A 19,176-nucleotide genomic window follows, 5' to 3' on the forward strand; every position below is an offset into this window, starting at 1 on the left:
ATGTCTCTATGGGTAAAGCAGTGCATTCAAGCGTTTAGCTTCTGCAAGGCTTTTAAGGCCCAAACCACCTACCAGAGCATGGCCATCAATCGTTATGATGTCTTTGTTCTTTCCAGCGGGTGTTGCAGCAAGAAGCGGCATTGCTTTTAAAATTGCATCGGCACCACCCAACGTTTCATAGCTGCGACCACTAACAAGAATCACGTCAGGCTGCATCTCTACCATCGCTTCTGTGGATAGAGGCTTGTAAGACGAGAGTTGTGTAGCGGCTGGGTTTTGTCCGCCGGCGAGTTGAATAATTGCATCGGGTGTCGTTTGTGAGCCCGCAACATTTGCAGGCCGCCCTTCATGGATCAGCAGAAAGAGCACTTTCTTTTTCTTCGCTTGATCAGGTTGGTTTGCATTGAGTGCTTGTACTTGCGCCTGGACATCTTGCTTTAAGCTTTCAGCTTGAGCTTTGCGATCCATAAGGTTCGCAATTTGATCAATACGTTGATAAAGGCCCTCGACATTTGCATCAGTATTAACGATTTCTACATCTACGCCAGCCGATTTCAATTGGCTCAATGTTGTTTTCGGCCCCATCTCATCAGAACCAATGACTTTTGTCGGACGTAAGGCGAGCAACCCCTCCGCTGAAAGACGACGATGGTAGCCCACTTTAGGCAGTTCCATTCCTTTTGGTAATTGACTGGTGACGTCGATAGCAACCAAGCTATCTTTAGCGTCGAGTTCAAGCAAGAGTTCAGTGACGGCGCTGCCTGCGCTAACAACGCGCTCTGAGGATGGCGTTTCATTGGCAAAAAGTTGACTACTCGCAAGTAGGGAAATAGCTGCCGTGACAACAGCATGAATAGTGATGCGTGTGTTCTTCATTTTGAAAGGATCTCTATCTTACTTATTTTTATGATGGCTCTTCAGTGAGTAACTGAGTTGCTTGAATTCCGTTTTCTTGTAAAAAGCCGAGAAGTTGTACTAGCGACTGAATATTCGCGGTTTTTTCTGCTCCAATTACAATCGGTTTATCGCTTGACTTACTCTCTTCTAGCAGCGCGAGGGTAAAGTTGTCCCAATCGATATATGTCTTGCCGTTAATAGCCCAGTAAGGCTCGTCTTTAAGAATATTTACCGTGATGGATTGCTTATCGACATCTGCAACAGCCTGAGATTCTGTGCTCGGTAAATTGACGTCTAATGAATCGAGTTTGACCGCTGCGGTTAACATCAGGAAAACCATGACGATAAAAATAATGTCTAACAGCGGTGTTAAATCGGGGGTTAAACCGTTACGACTATTTTCTTGTGGTGTTTTAATCATTTAGTTGCTGCCTCAATCTTCTCAGAAGAGCGCAGTGTTACTTTTGAGTGGTCTGGCGAGACATGCTGTAGCGAGATACCTTCAAGCCATAAGTTGACGTAGTTTAAAGTGTGCTCAAGCTTGGCGATTACACGATCCGCCCACAAACCAATGATCTGCGCTCCTGAAATGGCAGGAAGTGCGATAATGAGACCCGCGGCAGTGGTGCGCATAGCAAGACCTAGGCCGTCAGCCAAATCATTCGGAGTGATATTCCCCGTTGAAACCGCGATGCCTTTAAACATGTCAATTAAGCCAAGTACCGTACCAAGCAAGCCAATTAAAGGGCTGATGACGCCAATCAGCGTCAGCAAACGAAGGCCGGAATGCAGCTGATGGCGTTTTTCTTGCAGCCAAATACCTGCGGCATCCTCTCTTAAAGATTTAGAGAAAGAATGATGAGCAAGCAACATCGCAACACCACGGTACAGAAGCGGCCGCTTATTCGACAACTCTTCAGCAAGTGCTTCAAGTTCGCTCCCATTTGTTGGGTCTAATCCTGTGAGCTTTTGGCGAATGGCTCGCTTTCCTACACCAAGGCTAATTAACACATGGAATAATCGCTCGGCGATGATCATCACGGTTAGAGCTGAGCAAATGATCAAAGGCCATGTCATCAGCCCAAATTGAGTTTGTAATTCTTGTAGTTGTTCCATTATCCATCCAACTTAAAACGAACAGGTACTTGTACTCGGTGAGCGACTTTTAGCCCACCTGAAATATGTGGTGTAAATTGCCACTGTTTGATCGCACGAAGTGCTGAGGCATCTAGCGACTCTGTGCCGGAAGACTCAATCAAAACCTGTTTAATCTGGTTACCATTCTCATCTAGCCATATCTCATACAAGGCTACACCTTCAATACCGCGTCTTTGTGCAGACCTTGGGTAACGGGGTTGTGTTGGTTGACTCACAAACGTTGGTTTGTCTACCAAGACAGGCTGAGACGTTGCCCCTTTGGATTGGCTCGCAGGTGCGGATTGTTGAGCTACCGTCTCTTTCTTCACTGGTTCCGTTTTTTTCTTTGGTTTCGCTTCGGGCTGAACCTTTTGCTTTGTTACGGTTTTGGTGGGCTCGACCGCTTTAGGTTTAGATTGTTTAACCGGTTCAGGTTTTTTCTCTACTACCTTCTTCTTAACAGCGTCTTTCTTGACGACCTGTTTTTTTACAATCTTCTTTTCTGGTTCAGGTTGGTCTTGAGGCTGCTGCTCTTTTGGTGGTGCTACATTTTCTGGTGTAGATTTTTCGACAGCTGGAGGAGCAGACACAAGATTTAGACTTACCGAACTTGCTGGGTTTCCAGCCGGCATCGCGAACACCTTTGTCTCTTGAGAAACAAAAAGAAGTGCGGCATGGATGGCAAGGGAAGCACCTCCTGCAATGACATATCTTTGTACGTTCACGGAATATCTCGGGAAACTATGAAAACTTGGGCAGATTATTACTTACAATGGAAATAAGATCAATTATCAATTGCATTATCATTACGCTCAAATTATGATTCTTGCAGAATTTTCAAGATCAGCTTCCATCCCTTACATGATGGGAGTTAAGCGAGTATATATGAGCGTCGATATCGATAAGCTTGATGAATCAGTGTTGGGCAGTGATAGTCCTGATCCATTGCGATTTGCTTTTGTTAAGAAGCATTCTGCACATGCCGGGGGAGCGAGCGTACCTGTGCCCTCGTCTCAACAACAGGCAATTTTTTCGAGTATTACGGCTAACTCAATTAAAGCGACCAATAAGCGCTGTCTTTATATTCATGTTCCGTTTTGTCGCGTTCGTTGCACTTTTTGTAACTTCTTTCAAAATGCTGCAAGTCGCACACTGGTTGATGAGTACTTTGAAGCATTAATGCAGGAGCTTAGAGAGAAAGCGGCATTACCTTGGACACAAAATGGTATTTTTCACGCCGTATATATCGGGGGCGGAACGCCAACGGATTTATCTCCAGTACAGGTTCGTGTGTTAGGCCAGGCTATCCGAGACCACTTTCCTTTGGCTGTAGACTGCGAAATCACCTTAGAAGGTCGCATCAATCGTTTTTCTGATGAGTTGTATCAAGGCGCTTTAGAGGGGGGTTTTAATCGTTTCTCTTTTGGTGTGCAAAGTTTTAATACACAAGTGCGCCGTAGCGCAAAACGTTTAGATGATAGGGAAGATGTCCTCAAACGAGTGAGCGAGATCGCCAAAGAAGACAAAATTCCGGTCATTATCGATTTACTCTATGGCTTACCTTATCAAACCAAAGAAGTGTTAGAGCAAGATTTAAATGATTTCCTCTCGACTGGCGCACACGGACTGGATTTGTATCAGTTAGTGGTTGGTGGGTCAGCTCCCATGCTCAACCTCGTAGAAAAGGGAAAAATCCCGCCACCTGCGACCACACCAGAAAAAGCGGGAATGTACGAGCTCGGTGTGAACTTTATGGCCAAACACCATATGAAGCAACTTAGCGTGAACCATTGGGCAATCGATAACCGCGAGCGTAGTTTATACAATAGTTTAGCCAAGACTTATGCAGAGGTATTGCCAATTGGCTGTGGTGCTGGAGGTAATATCGGTGGCTACGGGATGATGCAACACCGCACACTAGAGACCTATATTAAAGCGGTCAAAGAAGGTCAAAGCACCATCGCGATGATGATGAAGCAAAGCCCTCTAGAACCACTTTTTTCTGCACTCAAATCTGCGTTTGACCGTGGCATTGTTCAAGCAAATCAACTTCCATCATTTATGGGAGAGGACGCGTTCGGGTTTTTATTGCCTCTATTTAAAGTGTGGCAAGCGAAAGGCTTAGTACAACTACATGAACGTAGCGCAGTCCTTACTCTTGCAGGCAGCTTCTGGGCAGTGTCATTGGCTCAAAGTTGTATTCAGGTACTCACGTCAGAGATGAACGAAACGGTACCGAAAGCATCCAATAATTAATGAAAACAAATTGAACAAAAACGGAAGACACAATGGAATCAATCAAGCAACAAGTTGAAGTATTACTAGAGCAAGAACCACAATTATTGCCAGCTGCGATGGCAGAGCGTCTTGGCATTTCCGAGTTTGAGGTTGTTGCGGCTCTATCTCAGGAAATGGTGGCTATTGCACCAGGAGAGCAAGCGCAAAGCATCTTAGAAAGTTTGGTTGGTTTTGGCCCGGTGACGACCATCGTCCACTCTTTTGGTTCTATCTTTGAAGTTAAAGCGCCGTTTCCAAAAGGAAAAGTGGCGCGTGGCTATTACAATTTAATGGGTAGAGAAGGTGAACTGCACGGCCACCTTAAATTAGATAACGTTAAAAATGTCGCATTAGTCAGTAAACCGTTTATGGGTAGAGAGAGTCACTATTTTGGTTTTTTCTCAGAGTGCGGAAGCAATATTTTCAAGATTTATTTAGGCCGTAACGAAAAGCGCGAGTTGATTGAAGAGCAAGTCACCGCATTTCGCGCCCTACAAGCCGAATTAAAAAAGTAATCACAAACATAATCGAGGCTTAACTCGAATACTAATTAGTAAAGTCAGGTATCAATATGGATCAACAAGTTAAACAAGAGCGTTTGCAAGGTCGTTTAGGGCCAGAGATCAAAGAGTTCCGTCAGGAGCGTCGTACACTTCAGCTTGCAACTGTCGATGCAGAAGGTCGCCCGAATGTAAGCTACGCGCCTTATGTCCAAAACCAGGAAGGTTATTTCGTTCTCATTTCTAAAATCGCTCGTCATGCCCGTAACCTTTTAGAAAATCCAAATGTTTCATTGATGATGATCGAAGATGAAGAGTCTTCAAAGCAGCTGTTTGCTCGTAAGCGCTTAACTTTTGATGCGGTAGCAAATGTAGTTGAGCGAGACACAGAGATGTGGCAACAAGTTGTTGAACAAATGAAAGAGCGTTTTGGTGAGATTATTGATGGTCTAAGTCAGCTAGAGGATTTCGTTTTGTTCAACTTAAAGCCAGAATCGGGGCTATTTGTTAAAGGTTTTGGTCAGGCGTATCAAGTGTCTGGTGATGATTTAGTAGATTTTGTTCACCTTCAAGAAGGTCACAAGAAAGTCGAAAGTGCCTGATTGTAAACCGATCATATGAATGTCGATCATTTGGCATAATGAACGTTTAAAGGGAGTTAGGTTATACTGACTCCCTTTTTTATATTGGAACAAAAGCATGAAACCTGTAAGCAAGGAATTGAGCGAGATTTGCTATCCGTTTATTTACGAGGACAGTCCGGTTTGTGACTTTGAAATTACAGCAGATGAACTTTGTAGTCGTATTGGCCTTGTTCTCGCTATGGAGTTGGACGAGTTTAGCCGCGATATACTGACAAGAATGCAGCCTAATGTTTATCATCTAAATGGTTCGGTTCGCGGAAAATTAGCGATTACAGAGACGGAAGTTGAAGAGTTAAAGGCCGATTATGCTTTGCTCAAGCAACGTATTGATGGCGGCTTCAAAGGCTTTGTTCTACCCGGAGGGCATCCGGCAGCCAGTCAATTGCATTTGTGCCGTTGCCAAGCTAAAAAAACGGTACGAGCATTAGTTGCCGTTGAACATACAGGTAAGAAGCAGCCCGCACCTATTTTGTTTCGTTACGCGAACTTATTAGCGAATGTACTTTACAGCCTAGCTTCTTATATTAATCATGCTCACCAAGTCAAAGAGACGGAATTCGTTTCTCGTAGTTACGCGATGCCAAAGAAGTGAGCTGAGAAATTAGCGGATGTGAGCATCAGGGATAGGACAAGCACTGCATTATATTCTCAAATCAAGTCGTCCAATAAGAGTTAAGAAGTCATAGCTTTGGCTTCTAGCTCTTTTGCTCCGCGAAGCATCGCTTCGATTAGTTCTCCTGCATTGAATTTCTCAAGTGCCTCATGCGCGCCAACTTGGTGAGCTCTGTCTACACAGATTTCGCTCGATAACGATGTGTGTAAAATGCGGTATGAATGGTTCAGAGAGGAATTATTCTGAACTTCAAATGCTAACTCATAACCGTCTAATCCGGGCATTTCAATATCGCTGACCAGAATATCAATTGGGCGATGAGCCGCAGCGTCACTTTTCATCAGTTCCAATGCATCTAAACCATTTTTACAGATTTGATACCCAATATTGATGCTATCGAGTGCGTCACATAGCTGTTTACGAGCGATGGAAGAGTCATCCACCAATAGAATACTGAGTGCTTTTAGGCGTTCTCGCTCAATATCTGTCAGCATTGGGATCTTTGAATTCTCGTACTGCGGATAAATTTTGGAAAGTAGCAGTTCCACATCCAGCATTTGAACCGTTTTATCCTCGTAGCGAGTAATTCCAGTCACGAAAATATTTTTTCCAGCGCTCGGAGGTGGCGTTTCAATAGCTTTCCAATCGCACTCAATGATCTTCTCTATACTACGAACCATAAAAGCAACCACGGTTCGCAAGCAATCTGTCACGATCAAGTAGCAGCTTTTATATTCTTCTTCACTTATAGGACGAAAGCCAACAGCCGCTGACATATCGATCACTGGTACTGTTAAGTTCCGTATCGTAACGGTTCCAATGACGTGATGATGCGAGTAAGGGATCTTTGTCGTTGGCATGTACGGGACGATTTCACGGACTTTTAGCGTACCGATAGCGAAACTCTGTTGCAGGGTGAGCTTAAACATCAACATGCCCTGAGATTGATTCGCTTTGCTAACGACTTTTGCCATGAAAATAACCTTATAAATACCACCGAATTGTGTCTAATCTAATCTTATCAGACGAAGGCTTCAACCATCGGAGAGACAAATGTGAGCTTTTTAGACAATCTTTTAGAGAATAGTGATTAACTGAGCAAAACTTGTTTGTATTTTAAACTCATTATGTAGACGATTTTATATTCCTCGTGTATTTGGGCCTTTACAGCTGAGCTATTATTAAGAAATGTTTGGTCTGTTAAAAAGGATTGGGTACACTTGCGCGACCAGAATAGTGAGAGATAGAACAATGGCAAATACAGCAGCCGCATTACATATTCTTGTGAAGCACAAAGAGCAAGCGGAAGACATAATCAAGCAACTGAAAAAAGGCGCAAAGTTTCAGACATTAGCGAAGAAGTATTCAACTTGCCCGTCAGGCAAACGCGGTGGTGACCTTGGTGAATTCCGCCGTGGTCAAATGGTACCTCAATTCGACAAAGTGTGCTTTTCTGGCGAAGTGTTAACGCCGCATTTAGTTAAAACCAAGTTCGGTTGGCATGTTGTGAAGGTGCTTTACAGAACATAAGGCTTGGTATCGACCTAAACATTGTCAGATGAAACCCACAAGCATTAAATATCATCTGTACGGTCTCTTTTCACCAATCACTACCGTTATGACATGGCAGATACATTCTGATCTGCCATGCTCCACCAAACGCCAATCTTTCCAAACTAGAAACTCATTTATATGCAGTTAATTTGGCTTTTCTCATAAGTCGTTATCCTATTTCAAGCTTTGGTATGAGAATACGTTTGCTGGTTGTATCAATTATCAATGCTATTCCTTGCTGGCGAACTTTGGTTCATGTTCGGACGCCATTCGCATATGATAGCGACCTTATAAAAATTAACCCTGTTCATAATTTAAGATGTCCCTGACTCATAAAGACTATTTTAAAATCGCATTTCCTTTCATCGTTTCTACTGTTACCCAACCATTATTGGGGGCGGTGGACACCGCGGTGATCGGTAAACTCGGTGTGGCTGAGATGATTGGTGGTGTAGCGATCGGCACCGTCATCATGAATACCTTGTATTGGCTGTTTGGCTTTTTCCGCGTCAGTACGACTGGGCAAAGTGCGATCGCATTAGGTAAAAATAGCCCGGAAGATCAAGCGAGCAGCTTATACCGTCCTTTCGTGCTTTCGCTCTGCCTTGGTTTGATTTTCATTGCGTTGCAGTCCGTGATTTGGATGGGGGCAGAGCTGATTATCTCCCCTGATGCCGTCGTGGCAGAAAACGCGAAGATTTACTTCGATATCATGATCTTTGGTGCGCCGTTTGTGCTGCTGAACTACACCGTGATTGGTTGGTTGATGGGGCAGGCGAAAGCCAAAGAAACCTTGTTCACGCAAGTGTTTGGTAACGTGCTGAACATCGTGCTGGATATCGTATTTGTGTTGTACTTCGATATGGGGATTGCTGGTGTTGCGGTGGCGACACTTATCGCACAAATCTCGACGTTTGTTATCGGTGCAGTGCTGGTGTTGAAAACCTGTCGCTTCCCGCTGTTTGATTACATTCAGACCGCAAAAATGACGCGTAAAGATCTCAAAGTTATCGCGTCTTCCAATATGGATCTGCTGCTTCGTACTGTGTGTCTACTGGTGTTCTTCAACATGATGGCGCGTGTAGGCTCTCAACTAGGTTCTGATGTGCTCGCGGCGAACGCAATCTTGATGCAAGTGACCTTCATCGTCAGCTACATGTTCGATGGTGTGGCGAATGCGTCGAGCGTCTTCGCAGGTAAAGCAGTAGGGCAGAAGAATCCGACATTGCTTGATAACGTGATTAAGCTAAACACGCAATGGACCGCGGCGTTTGTCGTTGTATTGACCTTGTTGTTGGTGCTGTTCAAACACCAATTAGTGACGTTGTTTACCACTTTGCCAAACCTTGTTGAGCTGTATTTGGACATGAGCCCTTGGTTATTGGCATTCCCGTTGGTTGCTGGTTTTGGTCTTACGTTTTACGGCATCTTTACCGGTACAGGGACGACGCGACCAGTGCGTAACTCTACCTTTCTAACCATGGTGTTGTTCTTAGTGACTCAATTTATTGCGGTGCAATATTGGGGCAATCACGGTTTGTGGCTGGCATTCACTTTGTTCTACGTTGGGCGTTTTGTCTTCTTGTTCCCATACCTCGGTCAAGTTAAACAAAAGTGTCTTTAATACACACTGTCACAAACGACCTAATTTAGATGTTCTTATAACAAGGGTGGAGCCATCTGCCCTTGTTGATAAATCTGAAAAAGGTGATGAAATAACCTTTCCGACTGGTTTCCTTGCTTTAACCCGCATGATATTATTTGTGATGTTATATTATTACATCTAGTTTATGCCGTGATTTCTCAACCAATACTCTCCGTTAATAATCTCAGCCTTACAGACTCAGAGCGCACACTCTTCAAAGACATTTCTTTTGAGCTGTCTCAAGGTGAAGTTCTTGCCATTATGGGACCTTCCGGCATTGGTAAATCCATGTTGTCGAAAGCCGTCGCAGGTTTTTTGCCGTCTGATATTTGGGTAGACGGAAGTATCCAGCTTAACAGCAGTGAAGTCGCACAAACTGCCATGCTGCAACGCAGTCAATCGCAGCGTCCTGCGGTCATTTTCCAAGATGCACTTAAAGCGCTGAATCCATTGGCGTCTGTCGAACAACAACTGTGTTTGGCATTGACGGGCAACACAACGCGCTTGTCTTCAGCAAACCGAGAAACGGTGACGACCTTGTTGTCTCAACTCGGGTTTGCAGATCCAAAAGCAGCATTAGCGCAGCATCCAAGTCAGCTATCTGGTGGTCAGCGCCAGCGTATTTGTATTGCCATTGCATTGCTTGGTAGTGCCAACTTGATCATCGCTGATGAGCCCACCAGTGCGCTCGATCCAATCACCGAAGCGGAGATCCTTGAGTTGTTCCGCAGCAGTGTTCAGCAACGCAACATCAGTGGTTTGTTGATCACGCACGATCTGTCTGCGGCTTTGGCGTGTGACAAAGTCTTGGTGATTGCGGACAACACCATGGTGGCTTATGGCGCACCATGGCAAGCCATTCAGCAAAGTTCGCATCATTTCTGCCAACAACTTGCGCAACTGCTGCCTTAACCTCATCTCTGGAGCCTATTTTGACTAAGCACAACTTGAGCGGGCACACGCAGCCTAAATCGGCGGAAGTTCGCTTTGAGCAAGCCAGTGTTCACTATTACTCCAAACCAAGTTGGTTAGGGGGCAAACCGTTTAAAGCGCTCGAACAATTGGATCTTGCTATCGACACAAAGAACATTGCGATTGTTGGTCCTTCTGGTGCGGGTAAATCGACCTTGATTGAGCTTCTGTTCGGTCTTCGTAAGCCCACATCTGGTGAAGTGTATGTGTGTGGTTATCCGTTATCGCGTAGCTCGGCTAAGCAGCGACAAGAGTTGTGTCAGCACATTCAGCTGATTCCGCAAGAGCCGCAATCGAGCTTGAATCCGTACTACACCGTTCGCCAGATCTTACTGGAGCCGCTAAGCAACATTGGTTTGACGCAAGAGCTTAACGAGAAGGTGGAAAAGGTCTTAGCGGATGTCGGTTTGGATCTCACATTGTTGGATCGTAACCCGCAGCAATTATCAGTTGGGCAAGCGCAACGTGTGGCTATCGCCAGAGCTTTGATTGTTGAGCCTTGTGTGTTGGTTGCCGATGAGCCAACGAGTAGCTTAGACCCCGTCAGTCGTAAACAGATTCTCGACCTGTTGGCAGGCATTCAAAAGAGTCGTCAGATGCGCCTGATTTTGGTGACACATGACCTCGATGCGGCACAAACCCTATGCGATGAAATCCTAGTGTTAGACAAAGGACGCGTTGTCGAGCACGGCACAGCACAGAACGTGACAAATAACCCATCGCACTTGATCACGAGAACCTTGATGAGCGCTCAACACAAAAGTAATGAATTCACAAAAACCATTGGAGAGGTTTCTTATGCACCTTAGTACTCCCAAGTTAGCTTTGTCGCTGGCTTTAAGCGCATTGCTGACGGGTTGTTTTGACTCTGGCGAAAGCAAGCCAGAAGCGGAAAAAGCAGCTGCACCGCAAGCAACGGAAATTCGCGTTGCCATGATGCAACCACCACGCACAGGTTTATCGCCACTTTCAGATGACGCGTTCAAACTGTCACGTTGGAGCACGGCAGAAACGCTAGTGAACCTAAACGATCAGTCGGTAGCAGAGTCTATGCTGGCAACAGAGTGGGAACAAGTTGACCCGATGACGTGGCAATTTACGGTACGTAAGGACGTGAAATTCCACGATGGTTCTGACCTTGATGCCAACGCTGTTGTGAACTCTCTGCAAAAAGCATTAGATGCCGCACCTAAACCACGCATCTTGGACGGTATCGAATGGCAAGTCCGCGCATTGGACGACTTCACTGTTGAAATCAAAACGACCTTTAACGATCCACTGTTACCAAGCCGTCTTTCTAGCCCACAGTTAGCGATCCTTTCTGGTGCTGCATATCAAGAAAACGGTCGTGTTGTGCCAATCAATGCGGGTACCGGTCCATTCGTTCTGACAGAAATCAACGGGACAACCAGCGCAAAACTGAAGCGTTTTGACGGTTACTGGGGTGAAAAAGCGAAAGTAGACAGCATCTTTGCTGAATACGTACCAAACGGTTTTGCTCGTGCTGCAGCGCTGCGTACCGGTGAGGCGGATGTCGTTGAAGCGGTTCCTGTTTCGCAAATCGCGATGATGGAATCTTCACAGCTGCACGAAGTCGCAATGCCACGTACCAACACGCTTTACCTAAACAACAAATCAGATGTGTTTAGCCAGTTCGGTTTGCGTAAAGCAGCGGCTCAAGCGGTTAACCGTGAGCAAATCATCAAAACGGTTTACGAGAACCACGCCGATTCAGCGAAAGGTTTGTTAGGTCCTGCATTGGCATGGGCTCAACCAATTCGTGATGCGAACCCTCGTATGGAAACCATGGAAATGCGCCACGCGAATGGTGAGAAGATCACCATCGGTACATTTACCGACCGTGCTGAGTTGCCAGAAGTAGCGGTGCTATTAAAGCAACAACTTGAAGCGGCTGGCTTTGTGGTGGAACTAGACGTTCGTGAATACGCACAAATCGAAAACGATGCACTAGCAGGTAAGTTCGATGCGTTCTTGTTGTCACGTGCAACGGTGCTGGATTCTGGTGACCCAGTGGCGTACATGCAAAGTGACTTTAGCTGTAAAGGTTCTTATAACCTAGGTCAGTTCTGCTCTGAAGAAGTGGATGCTGCATTGAAACACGCTGATCGTCAGCCGTTGGGTGAGAAACGCCAACAAGCGATCATCGAAGCAGAAAGCAAAATCCTTGAGCAATACGCTGTGATTCCACTGCTTCACGAGCGTGTAATCCAAGGTGAGAGTGATCGCGTGAAGAATGCACAACGTGACCCACGTGAGCGTCGCCTGATCGACCAGTTTACTGAGGTGAACTAACTCGATGTCGTCTGTTGCCAACATGCGCTCTCGTTGGAGCGCTTGTATGCCTGAATGGTTTACGCGTTTTTTGTCGCGCTTCCTGTCACTCGGGGTAGTGGTTGTGCTGGTGGGTCTGATGCCGGATATTGCCGGTATCGATCCAAGCCAATCAATCCTCCGTGCTCGTGCGGGTGCTCAACAATTGCTGACGGCAGAAGCTCTGCAAGCAATTCGAGAAGATCTTCGACTTGACCGCAGCGCTGCTGAGCGACTGTGGGATTGGTTGACGCTTGCCATGCAAGGTGACTTAGGTGTCTCTTGGGTGAGTGGCGCATCCGTAATGGAGAGCGTTCAACAAACCGCAAAAACGTCACTATTACTGATGCTTACAGCGTTAGGCATGGCATTTGTAATGTGCATGGCGAGTGTGCTTTACACCGTGCGTCGTTGGCAACAGAATCGTTTAGACAAGCATCATGACACGCTCAGTTCGGTGTTGGTTTCATTGCCTGAATACGTGATTGCTTCATTGCTGATCATGGTATTTTCCATCTGGTTGGGTTGGTTCCCACCTTATGGTTGGCAAGGCGTGCAAAACCTCTGGCTACCCAGTTTGGCAATGGCATTGCCTGCTGCTGGCTTGTTCGGTCGCTTGCTCAATGACAGCCTCAAGCGTGTACTAGATGAGCCTTGGGTGATCACTTGGCTATCGGCGAACGTCAGTAAGTTTCAAATCTTACGCTTTGCCTTGTGGCGTGCCGTTAGTAACTTGATTCCTCAAATCGCAATGACGGTGATTGGTTTAACCGGCGGTGCGGTTGCTGTGGAGCAAGTGTTTTCCATTCCGGGTATCGGACGATTGATCTTAGGCGCGGCGAAGTCACAAGATCTGCCGATGCTGCAAGGTGGTTTGTTAGTGTTGCTGGTGTTCTCGATGTTGATTAGCAGTGCGAGCATCTTATTGCAACGCTGGTTACTCGGGCACAGTGTCACGAGTGGCAAGTTGATCAGCAGTCACAGCACGTTCCGTTTTACCAAAAGCACCACCAAACGTATCGTCAGTGCGACAATCTTTACCTTGCTGATTGGTTGTGCAGGATGGGCGTTAATGCGCGATCCATATACCATCCAATTTACCCGCCTTGAATCGCCAAGCTTCACAGCACCGTTTGGTGCCGATGCGGTCGGACGAGATCTGCTTGCTCGCGTTGGCGGCGGTATGATGTCGACAATCAAAATGGGTATCATCGCGACGTTCCTAAGTTTGGTTATTGGTTTACTGCTCGGCTTCGTGACTCGTTATAGCCAAGGATTAATTGAGATCACCAAAGGTGTGCCATACATTGTGGCGGGTCTGTTGATTGCTGGTCTAACGGGGATGAACCCAAACAGTGCCTTGATTGCGATTGTTATGGTGTCATGGGCACCATTAGCGGCGCACTGTGCGAGCTTGTTGATGGAAGCCAAAGCGCAGCCATATACGCATCTTGCGCCCATTTGGGGAACCAGTCAGTGGCGAGTACTCCGTTACTACTTGTTGCCTTATGTGCTGCCGCCATTGATTCGTCATGCGTTTCTGCGTTTGCCTTACATTACGCTTAGCCTGACGTCTCTGAGTTTTATCGGACTTGGCGTTAAGCCGCCCGAACCTGAGTGGGGCTTATTGATTGCTGAAAACTTGCCTTACATAGAGCGCTCACCATTGGGTGTCTTGCTGCCAATCTTAGGCTTAGTTTTGATGGCAATTGCGGTGAATTTGATTTTTGATGACAAGTGACGAGCAGCGATAAAGCGAAGTGAGCTTCCATATCCCAGATGTAATCAGTAATTTGGTAATTTAGAAAACAAAAGGATGTGTTTTCTGCCAGAAAGTACACAGCACGGTCTATGTATATTGGAAGCACCTATAAATTAACGAGTATAAAAGTTACGCGAACTCAGATATTTAGGTAGTGTTACTCTTTATACACACGTAATCCTTTATCCGTTAATTCTTGAGTGACCACTTCGGATAGGTTTCGATCGGTAATAATTCCGTCCAATTGCTCGATGTCTAATGCATGAAAGCTCGCTATCTGACCGTATTTAGTTGAGTCTGAGATCAGATAATTGGTTTGTGCCGCCTTGATGATTGCTTTTTTAACGAGAACTTTATTTTCATTAGGTGTTGATAAGCCTTTCAAGCTCCAAGATGAAGTCGAAATAAAGGCGATATCAATATTTAGCCCATTCAAGAACTCTGCGACTTTTCCTCCAATGGTGGATTGGTTCTCGCGGTCAATTTTTCCCCCAGTGTGGTAAAGCTCACATTCACTGTGCGTCATAAGGAAAGCAGCAATAGAGAAGTCATTGGTGATCACTAAAAGATCATTACGATTTGCTATTTGATGGGCGATTTCTAGAGAGGTTGTTCCCGCATCCAAGTAAATCGTAGCGTCTTGACCAATTAACGTAGCCGCCAGCTTACCAATTTGAATTTTTTCATCCGCTTGTTGCTCGACCTTCGCATCATGGGAAAGTTCGGAATGTAGAGCTTGAGCGAGTTGCACTCCACCAGAAACAGAAACGACTTTACCTGAGGATTCAAGCTTCACGATATCACGACGAATGGTCATATGTGATACGCCAAGGTGGTCGGTTAAATCTGAAATGCTTAACACTTCTTGATGTGATAACAGGGATAATATGGTTCTTTGACGTTCTGCTGGGATCATAGTTTCACTTCTATATTCTTGTTTTTCAGTATCCTACCAATCTTTTCATTTGTTGTGAATATCTGTGAATTATGTTCTCAACGTTGTAAGAACAGCCTTCGCTTGTGTTAACTGCTCGGAATATCTCTGCCCATAAAGAGGTATATATCACGACATTGTTAATTTGTGTGAAAAAATGTGATTCAAAGCGAGGTCTTAGTATTAATCTTCACATATAATCACATCAGCCAAACAAGAATTAACAAAGTTTAATAGACCAGAAGGCATTGTTTTTATGAGTGAAGTTCAATCTGTAGGTGTTATCGGTTTAGGCTCTATGGGAATGGGCGCCGCAAAGTCATGTGTGCGTGCAGGCCTAGATGTCTATGGTTTCGATTTAAATTCTCAAGCGCTTGAAGAGTTAGGTTCATTCGGTGCAAAAGCTGTTTCTACAAATGCAGTTGAGTTTGCAGATAAGCTTGATTCGGTTCTAGTTCTTGTTGTGAACGCAGCTCAAGTTAACACGGTCTTGTTCAAAACCGGTCTTGCTAAAGTGCTTAAGCCGAATACGCCAGTAATGGTTTCAGCAACCATCTCAGCAGAAGACGCAAAACAAATTGAAGCGAAATTGGCAGAACACAACCTTGTGATGCTTGATGCACCGGTATCTGGTGGTGCTGCAAAAGCAGAATCAGGTGAGATGACTATTATGGCGTCGGGAGTGCAAAGCACATTTGATGCACTTGAACCAGTACTCAACGCAACGGCAGCTAAAGTCTACAACATCGGTGAAGCGATTGGCCTAGGCGCAACTGTGAAGATTATCCACCAATTGCTAGCAGGTGTTCATATCGCAGCTGGTGCTGAAGCAATGGCATTAGCGGCACGTGCAAACATTCCTCTTGACCTGATGTACGACGTGGTGACGAATGCAGCGGGTAACTCTTGGATGTTTGAGAACCGCATGAAGCATGTAGTTGATGGTGACTACTCCCCTAAATCTATGGTCGACATCTTTGTGAAAGATCTAAACCTCGTATCGGACACAGCAAAAGATCTCAAATTTCCACTTCCTCTATCAAGCACAGCACTAAACATGTTTTTGAGTGCAAGCAATGCTGGTTTTGGCCAGGAGGACGACAGTGCCGTTATCAAGATTTTTGATGGTATTGAGCTTCCAGGTGTAGAAAACAAACAGAAATAAGCGCACGTAAAACGGAGAAAAAATGATGTTATTAGGCGTTATCGCAGACGACTTTACTGGCGCAACAGACATCGCAGGTTTTCTTGTAGAAAACGGCATGCGCTCAGTTCAGCTTAACGGTATTCCAAAAGAAGAGATTGATGTAAACGCAGATGCGGTCGTGATCAGTCTTAAATCTCGCTCTTGTCCTGTAGATGAGGCAATCGAGGATTCAGTAGCGGCGCTTAAGTGGCTGCAAGCAAATGGCTGTCAGCAGTTTTACTTCAAGTACTGCTCAACGTTTGACAGCACAGCAGAAGGTAACATTGGTCCTGTAACGGATGCACTGCTTGCAGAGCTAGGTGAAGCGTTCACCATTGTCTGCCCATCATTACCAGTGAATGGTCGCACAGTTTTCAACGGCCATCTATTTGTATTCCAGGACTTGCTAAGCGACTCGGGTATGCGTAATCACCCTGTGACACCAATGACTGATTCAAGCCTAGTTCGTATGATGGATGCTCAATCTCAAGGCAAATCTGGCCTGGTGAACTTCCAAATAATTGAACAAGGTCCAAAAGCGGTAATTGAGCGCTTTGAAGAGCTAAAAGTACAAGGCAACCGCTACGCAGTGGTTGATGCATTCAATGCAGAGCATCTTGTCACACTTGGCCAAGCGGCGAAGTCTCTAAAACTGGTAACTGGTGGTTCTGGTTTGGCTGCGGGTATTGCTAAGAACTGGATAGAGAACTTTGAAGATCAAAGTGATGCGAAGCAAGAGGGGAACCCTAAAAAGGCACCAACCGTTGTGTTATCTGGATCTTGTTCTGTCATGACCAACCAACAGGTCGCTGTTTACAAAGAAAAAGCGCCACACTTTGCTATTGATGTGAAGGCGTGTTTGACGGAAGAAGATTACTCAAATCAAGTGTTTGATTGGGTCATGACCAACATCGAAAGCGAGTTCGCACCACTGGTTTACGCAACCGCAGATGCAACGGCGTTAAAAGCGATTCAACAAGAGTTTGGCGCGCATGCTTCAAGTCACGCGGTTGAACAGTTCTTTAGCCAACTTGCAGTTAAACTTCAGCAGCACGGTGTGAAAAATTTCATCGTTGCGGGTGGGGAAACCTCAGGGGTTGTAACCCAAAGCCTAGCCGTAAAAGGTTTTCATATCGGTCCTCAAATCGCACCTGGTGTACCTTGGGTGAAGTCACTTGAAGGCGAGCTTTCTTTGGCTCTGAAATCGGGCAACTTCGGCGATGAACACTTCTTTGCCAAAGCACAGTCGTTTTTTGAATAGGTGAGGTTGTGATGAATAAAGAATTGATGACAGAACAACAACTGCGAGAGCAAATGGTCACTATGGCTCGCTCTATGTTTGAACGTGGCTATGCGACTGGCGGCGCTGGCAACCTTTCTCTAAAGCTGCCTAATGGACACTTTCTGGCAACGCCAACTGGTTCCTCGTTCGGCCGCTTGATTGCTGAAGAGCTTTCGGTTGTGGATATTGATGGCAACCATATCTCTGGTGAAAAGCCATCAAAAGAAGTGGCTTTTCATCTGGCGATTTATCGAAATAACTCAAAGTGTAATGCGATTGTGCATCTGCATTCTACTTACTTGACGGCGCTTTCTTGTCTTGAAGGTCTAGATCGCGAGAATGCCATCAAAGCTTTTACACCTTACTTTGTAATGCGCATTGGCGAACTGCCAGTGATTCCGTACCTGCGCCCGGGCGACCCTCAGATTGCTGAAGAACTTGCGCAGCGGGCTAGTGACTACCGAGCTTTCCTCCTGGCGAACCATGGTCCAGTGATCACGGGTACGGACTTTGAAGATGCAGTGGATAACGCAGAAGAGCTAGAAGAGACAGCGAAGCTAGCGTTCATTCTTAAAGATAGCAACATCCGCTACTTAACGGATACTGAGATTCAAGACCTAAAAGGGAGAGGTAAGTAATGGCTAAATTCGCGGCAAATCTGACAATGTTATTCACAGAAGTTCCTTTTCTAGATCGTTTCGAAAAAGCACACCAAGCGGGCTTCAAAGCGGTGGAATACCTTTTTCCATACGCATTCGAAGCGCAAGAACTAGCAAGCAAGATACAGCAGTTTGGTTTTGAGCAAGCGTTATTCAACATGCCTCCAGGTGATTGGGATGCAGGTGAACGAGGTTTTGCAGCTATTCCGGGGCGTGAGGATGAATTTAAAACGAGCGTCGAGACTGCGCTGATGTACGCCAAGGCACTGAACTGTAAAAAGGTTCACGCTATGTCTGGCATTGTTGATTCACGCTTCACTCGTGATCAGCATATTGAAACCTTTATCTCAAACATTCGTTATGCAGCGGATAAGTTTGCCGAACAAGGTGTTGAGCTGATGATTGAGCCACTCAACAATCGCGATGTACCGAACTACTTTGTTGCACATCAACGTGAAGCGGTGGAACTCATCAAACAAGTGGCTCGTCCAAACGTGAAATTGCAGCTCGATCTCTATCACGCACAAATTATGGACGGTGATCTGAGTACGTTGATTCGCGATGTGGCGCCATACACAGGCCATATTCAAATTGCTTCTGTGCCTGAAAGGCACGAACCATCGGAAGGCGAACTGAATTACCCACACCTATTCAATGTTTTGGATGACTCTGGTTACCAAGGCTGGATCGGTTGTGAATACAACCCAAGGCATAGCACGCAGCTAGGCCTTAGTTGGGTTAAACCATACCTATAACAATTTTAATTTCTATCCATAAATAACT

20 protein-coding genes are annotated in these 19,176 nt (G+C 45.6%); 14 read left to right on the plus strand and 6 right to left on the minus strand.

Annotation, left to right across the window (positions count from 1 at the left end; genetic code table 11):
* Positions 1 to 6: 6 nt before the first annotated feature.
* From R7O03_RS03710 to R7O03_RS03725, 4 genes are read right to left on the minus strand one after another with little or no spacing between them, the layout of a single operon-like run.
* A complete protein-coding gene (locus R7O03_RS03710; RefSeq protein WP_005375320.1) occupies positions 7 to 876 on the minus strand; it encodes a heme/hemin ABC transporter substrate-binding protein in 870 nt (289 codons plus the stop codon).
* A 28-nt stretch (positions 877 to 904) separates the two neighbouring features.
* Positions 905 to 1,318 (minus strand): ExbD/TolR family protein, encoded by a 414-nt coding sequence (locus R7O03_RS03715; protein WP_005375322.1) that lies wholly within the window; start codon positions 1,316 to 1,318, stop codon positions 905 to 907.
* On the minus strand, positions 1,315 to 2,013 hold the full coding sequence (locus R7O03_RS03720) for a MotA/TolQ/ExbB proton channel family protein (protein WP_005375324.1): 699 nt from the start codon (positions 2,011 to 2,013) through the stop codon (positions 1,315 to 1,317). The genes R7O03_RS03715 and R7O03_RS03720 overlap by 4 nt, the downstream gene beginning before the upstream one ends.
* On the minus strand, positions 2,013 to 2,759 hold the full coding sequence (locus tag R7O03_RS03725) for an energy transducer TonB (RefSeq protein WP_064354554.1): 747 nt from the start codon (positions 2,757 to 2,759) through the stop codon (positions 2,013 to 2,015). The genes R7O03_RS03720 and R7O03_RS03725 overlap by 1 nt, the downstream gene beginning before the upstream one ends.
* 160 nt (positions 2,760 to 2,919) lie before the next feature.
* Here R7O03_RS03725 and hutW point away from each other — a divergent pair, with 160 nt between their 5' ends.
* From hutW to R7O03_RS03745, 4 genes are all read left to right on the plus strand, one after another.
* Positions 2,920 to 4,290, plus strand: a complete 1,371-nt coding sequence (hutW, locus tag R7O03_RS03730) for a heme anaerobic degradation radical SAM methyltransferase ChuW/HutW (RefSeq protein WP_258616398.1) — start codon at positions 2,920 to 2,922, stop codon at positions 4,288 to 4,290.
* Between the two features lie 32 nt (positions 4,291 to 4,322).
* On the plus strand, positions 4,323 to 4,826 hold the full coding sequence (gene hutX / locus R7O03_RS03735; protein ID WP_064369119.1) for a heme utilization cystosolic carrier protein HutX: 504 nt from the start codon (positions 4,323 to 4,325) through the stop codon (positions 4,824 to 4,826).
* A 56-nt stretch (positions 4,827 to 4,882) separates the two neighbouring features.
* Positions 4,883 to 5,413 carry a heme utilization protein HutZ gene (gene hutZ / locus R7O03_RS03740; RefSeq protein ID WP_017635270.1) on the plus strand — a complete coding sequence of 177 codons (531 nt, stop codon included), beginning with the start codon at positions 4,883 to 4,885 and terminating at the stop codon, positions 5,411 to 5,413.
* Between the two features lie 97 nt (positions 5,414 to 5,510).
* Positions 5,511 to 6,047: an ATP:cob(I)alamin adenosyltransferase gene (locus tag R7O03_RS03745; RefSeq protein ID WP_005375333.1), complete on the plus strand. Its 537-nt coding sequence runs from the start codon at positions 5,511 to 5,513 to the stop codon at positions 6,045 to 6,047.
* An 80-nt stretch (positions 6,048 to 6,127) separates the two neighbouring features.
* Here R7O03_RS03745 and R7O03_RS03750 read toward each other — a convergent pair whose 3' ends face one another.
* Complete coding sequence (locus R7O03_RS03750) at positions 6,128 to 7,042, minus strand: chemotaxis protein (RefSeq protein WP_005385059.1); 915 nt, start codon at positions 7,040 to 7,042, stop codon at positions 6,128 to 6,130.
* Positions 7,043 to 7,256: 214 nt separating this feature from the next.
* Here R7O03_RS03750 and ppiC point away from each other — a divergent pair, with 214 nt between their 5' ends.
* The 6 genes from ppiC to R7O03_RS03780 all read left to right on the plus strand — a co-directional run bounded on the left by ppiC (position 7,257) and on the right by R7O03_RS03780 (position 14,311).
* Positions 7,257 to 7,598, plus strand: a complete 342-nt coding sequence (gene ppiC, locus R7O03_RS03755; RefSeq protein WP_081007916.1) for a peptidylprolyl isomerase PpiC — start codon at positions 7,257 to 7,259, stop codon at positions 7,596 to 7,598.
* 343 nt (positions 7,599 to 7,941) lie between these two features.
* Positions 7,942 to 9,246, plus strand: coding sequence for an MATE family efflux transporter (locus R7O03_RS03760; RefSeq protein WP_170893361.1), 1,305 nt, complete (start codon positions 7,942 to 7,944; stop codon positions 9,244 to 9,246).
* A 171-nt stretch (positions 9,247 to 9,417) separates the two neighbouring features.
* The gene (locus R7O03_RS03765) at positions 9,418 to 10,179 is read left to right on the plus strand and encodes an ATP-binding cassette domain-containing protein (protein WP_258616404.1); all 762 of its coding nucleotides are present in this window, start codon (positions 9,418 to 9,420) and stop codon (positions 10,177 to 10,179) included.
* Positions 10,180 to 10,199: 20 nt separating this feature from the next.
* Positions 10,200 to 11,048: an ABC transporter ATP-binding protein gene (locus tag R7O03_RS03770; protein ID WP_258616407.1), complete on the plus strand. Its 849-nt coding sequence runs from the start codon at positions 10,200 to 10,202 to the stop codon at positions 11,046 to 11,048.
* Positions 11,038 to 12,552, plus strand: coding sequence for an ABC transporter substrate-binding protein (locus R7O03_RS03775; RefSeq protein WP_258460892.1), 1,515 nt, complete (start codon positions 11,038 to 11,040; stop codon positions 12,550 to 12,552). Before R7O03_RS03770 ends, R7O03_RS03775 begins: the two co-directional genes overlap by 11 nt.
* Before the next feature lie 4 nt (positions 12,553 to 12,556).
* Positions 12,557 to 14,311: an ABC transporter permease subunit gene (locus tag R7O03_RS03780; RefSeq protein ID WP_411977461.1), complete on the plus strand. Its 1,755-nt coding sequence runs from the start codon at positions 12,557 to 12,559 to the stop codon at positions 14,309 to 14,311.
* Positions 14,312 to 14,489: 178 nt separating this feature from the next.
* Here R7O03_RS03780 and R7O03_RS03785 read toward each other — a convergent pair whose 3' ends face one another.
* Positions 14,490 to 15,248 carry a DeoR/GlpR family DNA-binding transcription regulator gene (locus R7O03_RS03785; protein ID WP_005375354.1) on the minus strand — a complete coding sequence of 253 codons (759 nt, stop codon included), beginning with the start codon at positions 15,246 to 15,248 and terminating at the stop codon, positions 14,490 to 14,492.
* Between the two features lie 217 nt (positions 15,249 to 15,465).
* On the opposite strand from R7O03_RS03785, the gene ltnD reads away from it, so the two are divergent.
* Genes ltnD through otnI form a run of 4 tightly spaced genes read left to right on the plus strand, consistent with a single transcriptional unit; the run spans position 15,466 to position 19,148 of the window.
* On the plus strand, positions 15,466 to 16,431 hold the full coding sequence (ltnD, locus tag R7O03_RS03790) for an L-threonate dehydrogenase (protein ID WP_318131545.1): 966 nt from the start codon (positions 15,466 to 15,468) through the stop codon (positions 16,429 to 16,431).
* A 25-nt stretch (positions 16,432 to 16,456) separates the two neighbouring features.
* Complete coding sequence (gene otnK, locus R7O03_RS03795) at positions 16,457 to 17,713, plus strand: 3-oxo-tetronate kinase (protein ID WP_318131546.1); 1,257 nt, start codon at positions 16,457 to 16,459, stop codon at positions 17,711 to 17,713.
* 11 nt (positions 17,714 to 17,724) lie between these two features.
* A complete protein-coding gene (locus R7O03_RS03800) occupies positions 17,725 to 18,372 on the plus strand; it encodes an aldolase (protein WP_005385078.1) in 648 nt (215 codons plus the stop codon).
* Positions 18,372 to 19,148 (plus strand): 2-oxo-tetronate isomerase, encoded by a 777-nt coding sequence (gene otnI / locus R7O03_RS03805; protein WP_047101720.1) that lies wholly within the window; start codon positions 18,372 to 18,374, stop codon positions 19,146 to 19,148. Before R7O03_RS03800 ends, otnI begins: the two co-directional genes overlap by 1 nt.
* The last annotated feature ends 28 nt before the right edge of the window (positions 19,149 to 19,176 follow it).

This window comes from Vibrio sp. Vb2960, assembly GCF_033337665.1.
GTDB classification, from domain to species: Bacteria; Pseudomonadota; Gammaproteobacteria; order Enterobacterales; family Vibrionaceae; genus Vibrio; species Vibrio alginolyticus.

Bases quoted from the DNA above. Each gene is read 5' to 3' on its own strand.
- R7O03_RS03710 (WP_005375320.1), bottom strand. From the start codon at position 876: ATGAAGAACACACGCATCACTATTCATGCTGTTGTCACGGCAGCTATT.
- R7O03_RS03715 (WP_005375322.1), bottom strand. From the start codon at position 1,318: ATGATTAAAACACCACAAGAAAATAGTCGTAACGGTTTAACCCCCGAT.
- R7O03_RS03720 (WP_005375324.1), bottom strand. From the start codon at position 2,013: ATGGAACAACTACAAGAATTACAAACTCAATTTGGGCTGATGACATGG.
- hutW (WP_258616398.1), top strand. From the start codon at position 2,920: ATGAGCGTCGATATCGATAAGCTTGATGAATCAGTGTTGGGCAGTGAT.
- hutX (WP_064369119.1), top strand. From the start codon at position 4,323: ATGGAATCAATCAAGCAACAAGTTGAAGTATTACTAGAGCAAGAACCA.
- hutZ (WP_017635270.1), top strand. From the start codon at position 4,883: ATGGATCAACAAGTTAAACAAGAGCGTTTGCAAGGTCGTTTAGGGCCA.
- R7O03_RS03745 (WP_005375333.1), top strand. From the start codon at position 5,511: ATGAAACCTGTAAGCAAGGAATTGAGCGAGATTTGCTATCCGTTTATT.
- R7O03_RS03750 (WP_005385059.1), bottom strand. From the start codon at position 7,042: ATGGCAAAAGTCGTTAGCAAAGCGAATCAATCTCAGGGCATGTTGATG.
- ppiC (WP_081007916.1), top strand. From the start codon at position 7,257: ATGTTTGGTCTGTTAAAAAGGATTGGGTACACTTGCGCGACCAGAATA.
- R7O03_RS03760 (WP_170893361.1), top strand. From the start codon at position 7,942: ATGTCCCTGACTCATAAAGACTATTTTAAAATCGCATTTCCTTTCATC.
- R7O03_RS03775 (WP_258460892.1), top strand. From the start codon at position 11,038: ATGCACCTTAGTACTCCCAAGTTAGCTTTGTCGCTGGCTTTAAGCGCA.
- R7O03_RS03780 (WP_411977461.1), top strand. From the start codon at position 12,557: ATGTCGTCTGTTGCCAACATGCGCTCTCGTTGGAGCGCTTGTATGCCT.
- R7O03_RS03785 (WP_005375354.1), bottom strand. From the start codon at position 15,248: ATGATCCCAGCAGAACGTCAAAGAACCATATTATCCCTGTTATCACAT.
- otnK (WP_318131546.1), top strand. From the start codon at position 16,457: ATGTTATTAGGCGTTATCGCAGACGACTTTACTGGCGCAACAGACATC.
- R7O03_RS03800 (WP_005385078.1), top strand. From the start codon at position 17,725: ATGAATAAAGAATTGATGACAGAACAACAACTGCGAGAGCAAATGGTC.
- otnI (WP_047101720.1), top strand. From the start codon at position 18,372: ATGGCTAAATTCGCGGCAAATCTGACAATGTTATTCACAGAAGTTCCT.